Source organism: Halorubrum sp. Boch-26 (genome assembly GCF_029889805.1).
Classification (GTDB): Archaea; Halobacteriota; Halobacteria; order Halobacteriales; family Haloferacaceae; genus Halorubrum.
Genome location: NZ_JARANT010000076.1, coordinates 1 through 12,722, shown reverse-complemented (window position 1 = coordinate 12,722; position 12,722 = coordinate 1). Strand labels below are relative to the sequence as shown.

Genomic DNA, 12,722 nt, shown 5'->3' with positions numbered 1-12,722 from the left:
TCCGAGACCTCCACCAGGAGTATCGGCGGCAGCGGCAGCGGCGTACACGAGCCACCTGCATCGACGGTCGTCTCCGCGTCGCCGTCGACGTCGGCGCGCATCAGGCCACCTCCGGGGTCTCGCCGTCGGCGGCGTCGCCCTCGCTCGTTTCGTCCCCCGTAGCGCCCTCGCCGGCCTCGTCCGCCCGACTCGTCGCGGTCACGCGGACCTCGACCTCGTCGCCGTCGTCGAGCGCGAGCGCGTCGCGGAGGCGCTCGGGCGCGATGAGCTCCAGCTGGTCGTCGTCGTGGTGGGTCCGGTCGGGGACGATCGCGTGGACCTCCTCGTAGCGCTCGTCGCCGGCGACGAGGGCGACGCCGTAACACGAGGCCGCGCCGTAGGTCCGGTCCTCGTCCTCCCACGCGTCGATGGGGACCGCGTCGATGCCGGCCATCTCGCCGCGGCGCCGGACGCTCTCCTCGCTCAGGTCGACGTTGAGCGTCCCCGGAAACGGCTCGTAGCCGAGCCGCGACCGGAACTGCTCGGCGTAGCCGGGCAGGGTGATGTAGTGGCGTCCCTCGCCCATCCCGCCGGTGACGGCGCCGCGGAGGACGAGCTCGACGTCGCTCTCGAACAGCCGGCGATAGTCGGCGTACTCGGCGCGGAGGGCCGCCTCGCCCGCGTCCGTGACGCGCACCCACTGGCCGTCGCCGACCACGTCGCGCTCGACGTACCCCGCGGATTCGAGGGTCTGGAGCCGCCGGGAGGCGGTCTGTGTCGAGGCGTCGAGCCGGTCGCCCATCGCCGCACACGACACCTTCGTCTCGGTCAGGCCGCCGACGAGCCCGACGTGTTTCAGGGCCGCGATCGCGGCCGGGTCGGGGTCCGTCGTCGCCGTCGCTTCTGCCATACCTCGATCTGAGCCGCACGCACGCAAAAGTGTAACGGATATAGGATGCTTCCCAAAAACGTTAATCTGGTTTAGTTTCGGTATCAAGCTACCGACGCGGGAAAAGCTCCGTGTGTACTTCGGGCCGACGGGCACCTAATCCCGTCGATGTCGGCGGTTCGTCACGGGCCGTGACGGCCGCCGCCTGCGAATCATCCGCGTGCAGGTCGTCGAAAGGTAAGGTACAAATACGAACGGCGATTGGTTCCGGGTGCGGGCTCGTAGATCAGCGGCAGATCGCTTCCTTCGCAAGGAAGAGGCCCGGGGTTCAAATCCCCGCGAGTCCATCTGAATTTTACTCGACTCCTCAGGACCGAGGAGCCGAGGCTCAGCCGTTCTACTCCCGAGTCCGCGATTCCGCATATATACTCGCGAGCGGAGCCGCTGAGAGAGTCCGCCGCGAGTTCCGTTGCACCCCGGCGCCGTCGGGACTGATCCGTAGTGAAGCGGAGGTGGTTCGGTGATCCGTCTCGACGCGGAGCCGGTTCACGACTGTCTCAGTTGTGGTGCCCACCTGCCGCCGGGATTCGGTCGGGTTCACGGCGACGCCGACGATCGCGCCCACCGCTGCCCCGAGTGCGACTCGTGGGTCCGGATCTGCGAGGGGAGCGCGGCCGGGAAGGACGTGTCGACGCCGGACCCGCGGACGAGTCCCGCCCGCAACGCCGGCGAACCGTGGAACGGAGGGCTGTCGGGATGACACCGTTCGTTCGGGCTTCCGAGGCGATCGGCGCCGCCCGTCGTCGTCTACGCCGAGGGTTATAAGAACAGAGCCGAGTCGGTCTATCAAGATCAACGGGATCGTGCCTCCCGTGCATACGGAGGGTTATGAATGACCTGTCGTACCAGTCTCAAGCTCACCGACGAACGCGAACGTCAGCTCGAAAAGGCGAGCGAGATCGTGGCTGGCGGTCCTGATGACGACCCACCGATGGGCGTCGTGATCGACGCTGCGCTTGCTCACTTGGTGGAGAGCGAGAAGAATATTCGAGATGCTCGCGACGAGTACGATCCCGTGACTATTCAGGAACTCTGTAACACGTCAGTCATCGGATTTCAGTATCGGACGCAAATAAAAAATTGGTGGCGTTGATACGCCTAATTATTCGTAGTTAGACTGGGTTGAAGGTCAGGGTCTCACCGTGGGAGACACCGTTATTAACTTCGATTGTGCGGTCTAGTAGGATCGATTCACTTTCACTGTGAATTATACGAACACGGATCTCATCGTTAGCGTTGACATCAACACCAGTCGTGCTGCCATCAAAGTCTGCTTCATATATATCGCCAACAGTAAACCGATCATCGAATTGATTGGTTGCTTCAGACGTTCCGTTACCCGAAACGCTCACTTGAAGCGCCCCCGAATCGATCGGATCCCCACCGCCGTGCTCAATAGTGATCGTACCGGTGTCGCCTGTGTCGTTGGTTGTGACATCTACGCTGAGCTGCGCCGTCGGTTGACTGTCGCCGAGCGAGTCGCCGAGACCGAGCACGAACGTCCCGATGACGGCGGCCAGAATCACGGTGATTGCGACCATGAGTATGACTCCGATAACGGGACTCACTGCACGGTCGTCCGAATTGAACAGGTTGCTTGGTTTCATTGATTGAACCCAGCGGTCCACCGACGAAACGGCTCTCCGTTCCGATCGGTTAGCTGGTTACTACCCGGTAGGGAGGATCCGCTTATGTAGTTACTGCCACAAATATCAACGGTGAAAATTAGGGGGCGTAAGAGAAACCCCGTTGACGTGAGGGGTGATTATACGACCTTTGAGCGCGCTAACCTCCGGAAGATCGAACTTGGCGCGACAACTGAGTAGCGACACGGGACCAACCGAGAACTGGAAGCAGTTCGCTCTCCGAGTCGAACTCCACCGAACCGCAACGCTTTCGTTTCGTGTGGCTGTCACGTCCGCCTATGCGACGCCGCCAGGTCCTCGCGAGCGGAACCGCCCTCCTCTCCGTCGCCCTCGCCGGGTGTGGCCACCCGTCCGTGGTCCTCGATTTCGAAGACGCGACGGCGGACGATATCGCGGACTCGGTGTCGACGGCGCCGGACCCAGGGTCCGAGGAGTACGAGGTCGTCGCGTCGGCCCGCGACGACGGCTCGGCCACGCGTCGCGGCCGGTACGAGCTGTTCGACCGGACGAGCACGGTCCGGGTCGACGGCGCCTTCTACGAGGTCTCCGAGACTCGGATCGGGAGCAGCGAGGTGACGGTGTACGAGGTCCTCGTCGACGTCGACCCGGCGGACCCGACTCCCGAGATCGGCGAGATCGCGTACGAGGACCTCCCAGAGACCGACCGTCGGCGGCTCGACGAGATCTTCTCAGAGTCCGATCTGCCGACCGGCGAGGGGTACGATGTCGGCGTCGGCTACGGCTCCGCCGAGGCGGTCGGGAACGACTCCGCGTTCGTCCCGGAGCGGCGATACGACGTGATCGTTTACGACGGGGAGCGGTACCGGGTTGCGGTGGACTCCCGCACCGCCTCGGAGGTCGAGTACCGGTACGAGGTCACCGCGGTCGCCCCCGGCGTCGAGTCGTTCGCCGACCGAGTGCGAGACCGGTACCTGTTCGCGCTCTCGGGGCTCTCCGAGGCCGAGCGCGCGGTCGTCGAGGAGGCGATCGACGGGGCGTATTTCGAGGACGACGACGCCTTCCGGTCGGTGGTCGACCGGATCCGAGAACACGACGGGATCGACGTGGACGACTTCTACGGCACGTGGCTGCTCGCGTACGAGGGCGTCGAGTACCTCGCGTACGTCGAGTGGTAATCGCGGTCGTCCACGTCGATCCCGTCCCGTTGAAAGCCATTAAATACTCTCGGCGAATCGGTCGGAGCATGGGCGTTTCAGAGATACTCGAGGGACAGAACCTCTCGCATCGCCAGATGGGCGCGATCATGATCGGCTGGCTGGTGCTCGTCACCGTGGTCTCCGTCGGGCTGTTGTTGTACACGTCGATCAACTTCGCGTAGTCGGAGCGATGAGGCCCGCGAACACAACCCTCTTTTAATCCGTGGTCGTCGGTAGCCGGTATGGTTCGCGACAGCGATGCACACGACCGCGGGGAATCGGACACGGCCGGCGGGCGCGGCGCGACGGACGCCGACGCCGCGACCGACGGCGGGGCCGACCGCCGGCTCGTCGGCGGGTGGGAGGGGCGGTACTACGAGGACTTCGCGGTCGGCGACGTGTACAAACACCCGTACGGCCGGACGGTGACCGAGACGGACAACGTCTGGTTCACCAACCTCTCGATGAACCTCAACCCGATGCACTTCAACGAGGCGTACGCGGCCGAGACGGAGTTCGGCGAGCGCCTCGTCGACGGCACCTTCGTCATCGCGCTCGCGGTCGGGATGAGCGTCATCGACGTGAGCGCCAACGCCACGGCGAACCTCGGCTACGACGACATCCGCCACCACGCGCCCGTCTTCCACGGCGACACGCTGTTCGCGGAGTCCGAGGTGCTCGACAAGCGCGAGTCCTCCTCCCGCGACCACGTCGGTATCGTCACCACCGAGTTGCGCGCGTACAACCAGCACGACGATCTCGTGCTCTCCTTGGAGCGCACGCCGATGGTGCTGAAGCGGTCGCACGCCGAACCGAGCGCCGCGCGGCCGACGGGATGGCCCGAGGGGATCGGCACGCAGCCGGAGGACCTGGAGTGACGCCCGGGACCGACGGCCCCGGCGCGCCGACCGCGAGCGATCCGGTCCCCGACGTCCGACTCGGCGGGGACCTGCCGATCGCCTCGCCCGCGGAGGCGGCAGCGCTCGTCCCCGAGAGCGCGACCCTGCTCGTCTCCGGCTTCGGCGGCGTCGGGTACCCCAAGCTCGTCCCCGAGGCGCTGGCGGCGGCCGCCGACGCCCGCGAGCTCACCGTCGTCTCCGGCGGCGGCGTCGGCGACGAGATCGACCGCGCGCTCGTCGAGTCGGGAGACATGGCCCGCCGGTACCCGTTCGTCCCGAACGAGACCTCGCGTGCGGCCGCTAACGACGGCCGGATCCAGTTCCACGACCGTCACATCTCGCGGCTCGCCGACGAGGTGCGGTTCGGCGGGCTCCGCGCCGGCATGCGCGGCGAGTCGATCGCCGTCGTCGAGGCGGTCGCGGTCGGCCCCGACTGGCTCGTCCCGTCCACCTCGGTCGGGCACACCCCGGCGTACGTGGGCGCCGCCGACCGGTTGGTCGTCGAGGTGAACCGCGCGCAGCCGGTCGAGCTCGCCCGCGTCCACGACGTCCACGTCCGCGACGACCCGCCGCATCGGGACCCGATCCCGCTCGACGATCCCCTCGGCGAGACCGGCGGCCCGGCGGTCCGGTTCGACCCCGCGAAGCTGGCGGCCGTCGTCGAGACCGACCGCCCGGACGACCCCTACGAGTTCCGCGAGGTCTCCCCGACCGACGAGGCGATCGCCGCCAACCTCGGCGCGTTTCTGGAGGCCGAACTGGACCGGAACCCGCTGTTCGACGAGGCGGCGAACCTCCAGTTCGGCGTCGGGAGCCTCGGAAACGCTCTGATGGGCGCGCTCGCCGACGTCGACTTCGGCGACCGCCCGGTGTCGTACGTCGGCGAGGTCGTGCAGGACGGGCTCCTCGACATGCTCGACGCCGGCGACCTCCGCGGCGCGAGCGCGACGTCGCTGGCGCTGTCCGCCGAGGGACAAGAACGCCTCTTCGAGGACGTCGAGCGCTACGCGGAGGACGTGGTGTTGCGGCCGGCGGACGTCTCGAACGCCCCCGAACTGATCGACCGGTTCGGCGTGGTCGGCGTGAACAGCGCCGTCGAGGTCGATCTGTACGGCAACGTGAACGCCACCCACATCGGCGGTACCCGGGTCGTCAACGGGATCGGCGGCGGCGGCGACTTCGCGCGGAACTGCCGGCTCGGCGTCGTCGCGCTCTCGTCGACCGCCGTCGGCGGCGACGTCTCCCGGATCGTCCCGCTGACACCCCACGTCGACCACACCGAGCACGACGCGAGCGTGATCGTCACCGAACACGGCGTCGCGGACCTCCGCGGACGCTCGCCGCGCGAGCGGGCCGAGACGCTCGTCGGGGTGGCTGACCCGTCGTTCCGCGAGGACCTCGACGCGTATCGCGAGCGTGCCGCGGCCGAGGGGGGAAACACGCCGCACGACCTCGACACCGCCTTTTCGTGGCAGTAGCCTGATCTGTCTATCGACCGCTCTCTATTTTCCATCTAACGACACAAAATAATATCACCCGATTAACTCGGTTCGTAGTTTGATCTATCGCGCCTGGCCTTGCGGCTCAAAAATTCTATCCACTGGCGACACGCTTTTATAAATCGGAGCAGAGTTTGAAATCACATGATAGATGGTGATAACACGAGTCGACGCGACGTTGTGAAGGGTGCGGCTACGCTCGGCGTCGTCGGGCTCGCAGGTTGTTCGGGCGGCGACGGCGGCGACGGTTCCGACGGTTCGGATGGCGGCGACGGTTCGGACGGCGGCGACGGTTCCGACGGCGGTGACGGCGGCGGTGACGTCACGATCACGATCGGCGGCACCTCGACCGGTAGTTCGACGCAGGCGGCGGGACAGGCGCTCGCCCGCGCGGCCTCGCAGCACAGCGACTTCCTCAACATCTCCGTCCAAGAGACGCAGGGATGGACGGCGAACCTCTACGAGTACGACAACGGGCAGATCCCGTCGATGGGCGTCGACAACAACTCGCTGTCGAAGGCGCTCAACGAGGAGGGTCCGTTCGCGGACGATCCCGTTGAGACCCTCCCGAACCAGGGGTTCCTGTTCACGTCGCTGCAGATCCACTGGGTCGGACTGGATGGGAGCGGGGTTGAGTCCGTCTCCGACCTCCGCGAGGGCGGCTACACGATCTATCCGATCCAGCCCGGGTTCGGAACGCGGCTGCTCACCGAGGAGATCCTCCAGGAGGCCGGCCTCTGGGAGCCGAACGATATCCTCAACGTTGACACCGGCGACATCCCCGGCGCCGTCGAGGAGGGCCGCGTCGACGCGCTCTGTCTGTACGGCGCCAACGGCGTCAACCTCTCCGGCTGGTGTCAGGAGGTGGACGTGCGCAGCGGCGGCGGACTGAATCTGCTGGAGGTCGACGACGAGTTCAAGCAGGTCGTCGAGGACCACCCCGGCGCGATCTTAGAGGAGGTCGAGCCGTACGGGTACGAGCAGGAGGTCACCGCGTACACCGACACGCTGACCGCCTGGTCGCTCGCCGGCCAGTGGGCGTTCAGCCCCGAGATCTCGGCGCGCGCGACCGAGGAGGTCTGCCGGCTCGCGCTCGAACACGAGGACACGCTGCGGGAGTCCGACCCGACGACGCTCGAGTACTCGCCCGAGGCGATGACGCAGACGGTCATCCCCGAGATCGACGTTCACGCCGGGGTCGCCGACTTCTTCGAGGAGAACGGCGTCTGGGACGACTCCTGGAGCCGCGGCGACGAGTAGCACCGACCGCGTAACAACCCCGAACTCCCGATCTTTCACGACGGATGGCCACTAACCCCGACAATCCGACCGACCCGATAGACCCGCCTGAGGACCCAGACGCGGGACTGCTCGACGAGCAAGAGTCGCTCGAGCTCGCCCCCGGCGACCGAGGGCGGAGACAGCTCTGGCTGTACCTCCTCTCGTTGCCATTCTGGTTCCTCATCATCTTCCTGCCGACCCTGATCGTCCCCAACTTCCTGTCGGGGGCGTACGGCGCCGCGCTCCCGCAGCTCCTGTTCGACGATCCGGCCGCGACCGCGACCGCCATCGAGGACTCGGGGACGGCGATCCTCGGGATCGGCGCGACGCTCGGCGTCGCAGGTGTGTCGGCCCTCATCTTCCGGCTCGGCTCCGGGATCGAGGAACGCCTCCGGATGGCGCTGATATCCTTTTCGATCCCGTTCTGGATGATCGTGATGTGGTACTCGTACACCCAGCTGATGCCCCGCGGGCAGTACGCCGTCGCGTTCCTCGGGGGCATCCTCGGACTGTACGTGATCTCCGAGCTCGACGACCCGCTCATCGAGCGTAACTGGGGCGAGGTGGCGCTGTTGGTCGGCTCCGGGCTCATCTCACTGGGGACCAGCGGGTACCTCTTCGTGAACTACCAAGAGGTCGCGATCAACACGGTCGGACGCGCGACCGAGCCGCAGCTCATGATGGCGTTCGCGTTCACGCTCGCGATGATCTACCTGACGTGGCGGTCGTTCGGAATGACGTTCCTCGCGGTCGTTCTCATCGGGATCGGCTACGGGTTCGCCGGCCCGTTCATGCCCGGCGCCCTGAGCCACGGCGGGCTCTCCGGCACGCGGATGCTCCGGATCCTCGTGGTGAGCGTCGACGGGTTCTACGGGTTCCTCACCCGCCTCGTGGCGGCGTGGATCGCTCTCTTCCTGCTGTACGCCGGGCTGTTGAAGGCGTACGGCGCGTTCGATCTCATTCTCCGGCTCGCGGTGCGCTCGGCCAAGTACGTCGATTCCGGCATCGCCCAGACCGCGGTCGTCGCCAGCGCGGTCATCGGCTCCGTTAACGGGAGCCAGACCGCGAACGCCGGCATGACCGGCTCGTTCACCATCCCGCTGATGAAAAAGAACGGGATCAAACCCGAGACGGCGGGCGGCATCGAGGCGGTCGCCTCCACGTCCGGGCAGGTGCTCCCGCCAGTGATGGGCGCCGGCGCGTTCATCATGGCGTCGCTCATCACCGGGATCACCTACGTCGATGTCATTATTGCCGGGCTGATCCCGGCGGCCATCCTCGTCGTCTCGATCACGATCGCGGTCCACTACGTGGCCGCCCCCCAGATCGAGAATCCGGAGATGGACGGGCTCATCGGGGAATCGATGGACCGGAGTACGATGCTGCTGGAGTCAGTCAAATACGGGGTCCCGCTTCTCATCCTGATCTACATCCTCGGTATCTTACAGTACACCGTGATGACCGCCGCGCTGTACACGGCGGTGTCGATGATCGCCTTCGGGATCGGGATCCCCCAGATTCAGGCGGTGGTTCGCGGCGAGAGCAACACGGAAGCGCTGTTCGAGACGCTCGAACAGACGGTAGACGGGTTCCGCGAGGGCGTCATCGTCGTCGCGCCGGTCACGATCATCCTCGCGGCGATCAACGGCGTCGTCGACATCCTGATGGCGACCGGCGTGCCGACGGCGATCTCGCTCACGCTGCTCGACCTGTCGGGCGGGATTCCGATCGTCGCGTTCGTGCTAGCGATGATCATCTGTATCATCCTCGGACTCGGGATGCCGACGACCGCGGCGTACACGGTCGTCGCGCTGTTGGTCGCGCCGACGCTCATCAGCCAGTTCATGGTTCCGGAGATCGCGGCGCACTTCTTCGTGTTCTACGCCGCGATCCTGGCCGGGCTGACGCCGCCGATCGCGACCTGCGTCGCGGTCACCTGCGGTATCTCCGGCGGAGGCTTCTGGGGGAGCTGTCGGGAGGCGCTGCGCATCTCGGCGCCGCTGTTCGTGCTTCCCTTCGCGTTCGTCTACCACCCGGAGCTCGTCTCGGGGGCGTTCACGTACGCCTCCCTGTCGGCCGGGGCCCTCGCGATGGTCGGCGCGCTGGCGATCATCCACGGGATCAACTACCGGTTCGTCTTCGGTCGCGGGCAGACGTACGGCCTCCGCGTCGCCTTCTTCGTCGCCGGCGTGGTGGCGATGGTCCACCCGATGCAGACCGTCCAGATCGGGGCGATCGCCGCCGTCTTGGCGCTGTACGTCCTCCAGGCAGTCGTCGGTCGGCCGAATCCGCTCCGGACGCTCCGCGGCGCGGCCGGGGCGCTCTCCGGCCGGAAGCGGTAGGCGACACCGCGAACGGAGCCCGACCGGACGGTTTCGTCTCTCGGTCAGCAGAACAGGAGCGTTCGGCTTCGCTGAACGCGTCTCTTCGTGTTTCCACTGAGAATGCTCGGAGAGCCGCAGCCGTTCGCTTATAAATCGCTGACAGCGGACCGACGGGGATCGCCTCCAAAGCCCCAGCCTCGTCGCTCGCCGCAGGCGAGCGACTCCCTCGCACGCGCTCCTCGTGGCCTATCGGCCACTCGGAAGCGCGCGCCGGCCGCACCGTTGTCTCTCTGCGATCGTCGCAGCCGATTCCTGTCGGTTGCGTATCGTACCCCTGTCGACGAAACTGTAACCCCGATCTCAACGGTTCCGACACTCCGAACGGCCGACTCAGTACGACCGCGGGAGCCCGAGCACGCGTTCGCCGAGGTAGTTGAGCGCGAGCTGCTGGGTCACTGGCACGAGCCGGGTCAGGCGGGCCTCGCGGAGGTACCGCTCCACGTCGTACTCGCGGGCGACGCCGAAGCCGCCGTGGGTCTGGACCGCGGCGTCGGCGGCTTCGAACGCCGCCTCGGCCGCGAGGTACTTCGCGACGTTCGCCTCGGCGCCCGCCTCGGTCCGGTCGAGGTCGTCGAGCCGGTCGGCGGCGTCGTAGATCACCTTTTTCGCGGCGAGCAGGTCGGCGTACGCCTCGGCGAGCGGGTGCTGAATCGCTTGGTTCGCGCCGATCGGGCCGCCGAACACCTCCCGCTCGTTCGCGTAGTCGATCCCGCTTTCGAGCGCCGTCTCGCCGAGACCGAGACACTCGGCGGCGATCACGAGCCGCTCCTCGTTGAGGCCGTCGAGCACTTGGTAGAACCCTTCCCCCTCCTCGCCGATGAGGTTCCGAGTCGGCACGCGCACATCGTCGAAGTAGAGTTGATACGAGTGGACCGCGCGGCTCGCCGTCTTCGGAATCTGCTCGATGTCGAGCCCGTCGGCGTAGGCGTCCTCAAGATCGACGAGGATCATCGAGATCCCGCGGGTGCGCTTCTCGACCTCCTCGCGGGGAGTCGTCCGCGCCATCAACACGAGGTAGTCGCTGTTCTCGACCCGCGAGATCCACACCTTCTCGCCGTCGATCACGTACTCGTCGCCCTCGCGCCGGGCCCGCGTCTCCATGGCCGTCGAGTCGGAGCCGGCGTTCGGTTCGGTCAGCCCGAACGCCTGAATCGTCTCCTCGCCGGCGGCGACCTTCGGGAGGAGCTCCGATTTCAGCCTCTCGTCCGCGTACTTCACGATCGGCACGGAGTTGTAGATCCCGCCGTGGATAGCCTGCGGGGCGGCGAAGCCGCCGCCGCTCGCGGCGATCTCCTCCATCATCACCACCGCCTCGCTCGTCGACATCCCCACGCCGCCGTACTCTTCCGGGATCAGCATGCCGAGCCAGCCGTCCGCGGCGAGTCGGTCGACGAACTCCTGCGGATACGTCGCCGTGCGGTCGCGCTCCCGCCAGTACTCGTCGTCGAACGCCGAACAGAGGTCGCGGATGCTCCGCCGAACGAGCGCCTGTCGTTCGGTGAGATCGACGGAGTCGCGCCAGTCTCGTGGCATGGGCTGACGTGAACCGGGGCGTCGCATAAGGGTTCGCGTCGAGCGCCGCCGCTCCCACCGCGTCGCCGTCACGTCCGCCGATTGCCGAGAGCGGACCGCTTATGAAACGGGCTGCGGTGGCTGACGGTGGATGGACCGCAGCTACTGGCGGACGGTGTCGCTCGTCACCCTCTGGCAGGTGTCGGCGAGCATCTGTTACTACACCGTCTTCGCGGCCACGCCGTTTTTCCGGGACGCGTTCGCGCTCTCGCGGTTCGAGGTCGGCATCGTCGTCACGACGCTCACGCTCGGCTACGCGACGTTCCTCCTGCCGGTCGGCGCGCTCACGGACCGATTCGGCGAGCGACGCACCCTCTCGCTCGGGCTCGTCGGACTCTCTGCCGGGATGCTGCTCGTCGCGGGCGCGTCGTCGTACGCGCTCCTCTTGGCGGCTGTCTTCCTTCTCGGATCGGTGTACAGCACTGCGATGCCCGGGACGAACAAGGCCGTGTACGACAGCGTCGCGCCCGGCAGGCAGAACACCGCAATGGGAATCAAACAGGTCGGAGTCACCGGCGGCAGCGGGATCAGCGCCCTGCTCGTCACGGGACTCGCCGGATACTTTTTCTGGGAGGTCGGCTTTCTGATCGCCGCCGTCCTCGGTGTCGTCGTCGCGGTCGGATTCTACGCGCTCTACCGCGGCGAGAGCGGCGGCACGGCCAGCTATCCGGACCTCCGCGGGCTGGCGGCCAACCGGGCGTACGTGCTGTTGGCCGTCTCCGGGCTGTTCCTCGGCGCCGCCCTGTTCACGACCACGGGATACACCGTGCTCTACGTCGAGGAGTCGATCGGCGGGTCGGTCGCCTTCGGCGGCGTCGTGCTCGCGGTCGTGCAGCTGTTCGGGAGCGGCGGTCGGCTCCTCGGCGGCTGGCTCTCCGACGCGCTCCCCGGCGACCCCCAGACCCGGATCGGCGGGATCCTCCTCGTCCAGACCGTCGCCAGCGCTGGCCTGTTCCTCGTCGTGGCCCGCACGTCGACCCCGGCGAACGCGGGGATCGCCTTCGCGGCGCTCGGCTTCTTCGTGCTCGGGTTCACGGGCGTCTACTACTCCTGTATGGCGACGCTCGTCTCCCCCGACCGGATGGGGAGCGCGACCGCCGGCTGCCAGCTGGCGTTAACTGCCGGAGCGCTGTTCGCGCCCCCGGCGTTCGGCTACCTCGCCGACACGCTCGATTACCGCGCGAGCTGGACGCTCCTCGCGGGCGTCTGTCTCGTCGCCGCGCTCCTCGTCGTCGCCGTCATCCGCACCGACCCGCCGATCGGCGAGACGGCGATGGCGGAGTGACGCCCCGGCGCGTCGGCGCGGGGCCCGCGCCTCGCGGTACTCCCCTCTGACGCCCCCTCGCGGGCACCCCG

Annotated in this window: 12 protein-coding genes and 1 tRNA gene; 10 read left to right on the top strand and 3 right to left on the bottom strand. The window is 67.1% G+C overall.

The window, feature by feature from the left end; translation table 11 throughout:
- Positions 1-100: 100 nt before the first annotated feature.
- A complete protein-coding gene (locus tag OQF71_RS10950) occupies positions 101-889 on the bottom strand; it encodes a CTP-dependent riboflavin kinase (protein ID WP_280587701.1) in 789 nt (262 codons plus the stop codon).
- Between the two features lie 254 nt (positions 890-1,143).
- Here OQF71_RS10950 and OQF71_RS10945 point away from each other — a divergent pair.
- From OQF71_RS10945 to OQF71_RS10935, 3 genes are all read left to right on the top strand, one after another.
- Positions 1,144-1,215 (top strand) — tRNA-Ala (locus OQF71_RS10945).
- Between the two features lie 173 nt (positions 1,216-1,388).
- The gene (locus tag OQF71_RS10940; protein WP_280587699.1) at positions 1,389-1,628 is read left to right on the top strand and encodes a hypothetical protein; all 240 of its coding nucleotides are present in this window, start codon (positions 1,389-1,391) and stop codon (positions 1,626-1,628) included.
- 132 nt (positions 1,629-1,760) lie between these two features.
- Positions 1,761-2,021, top strand: coding sequence for a hypothetical protein (locus OQF71_RS10935; RefSeq protein ID WP_280587698.1), 261 nt, complete (start codon positions 1,761-1,763; stop codon positions 2,019-2,021).
- Positions 2,022-2,040: 19 nt separating this feature from the next.
- On the opposite strand, the gene OQF71_RS10930 is transcribed toward OQF71_RS10935, so the two are convergent.
- Positions 2,041-2,535 carry a type IV pilin N-terminal domain-containing protein gene (locus OQF71_RS10930; protein WP_280587697.1) on the bottom strand — a complete coding sequence of 165 codons (495 nt, stop codon included), beginning with the start codon at positions 2,533-2,535 and terminating at the stop codon, positions 2,041-2,043.
- A 317-nt stretch (positions 2,536-2,852) separates the two neighbouring features.
- Between OQF71_RS10930 and OQF71_RS10925 the strand changes: the two genes are divergently transcribed.
- The 6 genes from OQF71_RS10925 (at position 2,853) to OQF71_RS10900 (ending at position 9,752) form a co-directional block, all read left to right on the top strand.
- Positions 2,853-3,710 carry a hypothetical protein gene (locus tag OQF71_RS10925; protein WP_280587696.1) on the top strand — a complete coding sequence of 286 codons (858 nt, stop codon included), beginning with the start codon at positions 2,853-2,855 and terminating at the stop codon, positions 3,708-3,710.
- Positions 3,711-3,778: 68 nt separating this feature from the next.
- Positions 3,779-3,913, top strand: a complete 135-nt coding sequence (locus OQF71_RS10920; protein WP_280587695.1) for a hypothetical protein — start codon at positions 3,779-3,781, stop codon at positions 3,911-3,913.
- A 60-nt stretch (positions 3,914-3,973) separates the two neighbouring features.
- Positions 3,974-4,609, top strand: a complete 636-nt coding sequence (locus tag OQF71_RS10915; protein WP_280587694.1) for a MaoC family dehydratase — start codon at positions 3,974-3,976, stop codon at positions 4,607-4,609.
- Positions 4,606-6,108, top strand: coding sequence for an acetyl-CoA hydrolase/transferase C-terminal domain-containing protein (locus tag OQF71_RS10910; RefSeq protein ID WP_280587692.1), 1,503 nt, complete (start codon positions 4,606-4,608; stop codon positions 6,106-6,108). Before OQF71_RS10915 ends, OQF71_RS10910 begins: the two co-directional genes overlap by 4 nt.
- A gap of 201 nt (positions 6,109-6,309) precedes the next feature.
- Positions 6,310-7,389: a TAXI family TRAP transporter solute-binding subunit gene (locus tag OQF71_RS10905; RefSeq protein WP_309243346.1), complete on the top strand. Its 1,080-nt coding sequence runs from the start codon at positions 6,310-6,312 to the stop codon at positions 7,387-7,389.
- A 44-nt stretch (positions 7,390-7,433) separates the two neighbouring features.
- The gene (locus OQF71_RS10900; RefSeq protein WP_280587690.1) at positions 7,434-9,752 is read left to right on the top strand and encodes a TRAP transporter fused permease subunit; all 2,319 of its coding nucleotides are present in this window, start codon (positions 7,434-7,436) and stop codon (positions 9,750-9,752) included.
- 372 nt (positions 9,753-10,124) lie between these two features.
- Here the strand turns inward: OQF71_RS10900 and OQF71_RS10895 are convergent, their stop codons facing one another.
- Positions 10,125-11,327, bottom strand: a complete 1,203-nt coding sequence (locus tag OQF71_RS10895) for an acyl-CoA dehydrogenase family protein (RefSeq protein ID WP_280587689.1) — start codon at positions 11,325-11,327, stop codon at positions 10,125-10,127.
- A gap of 130 nt (positions 11,328-11,457) precedes the next feature.
- Here OQF71_RS10895 and OQF71_RS10890 point away from each other — a divergent pair, with 130 nt between their 5' ends.
- Complete coding sequence (locus OQF71_RS10890) at positions 11,458-12,651, top strand: MFS transporter (protein ID WP_280587688.1); 1,194 nt, start codon at positions 11,458-11,460, stop codon at positions 12,649-12,651.
- Positions 12,652-12,722: the final 71 nt, after the last annotated feature.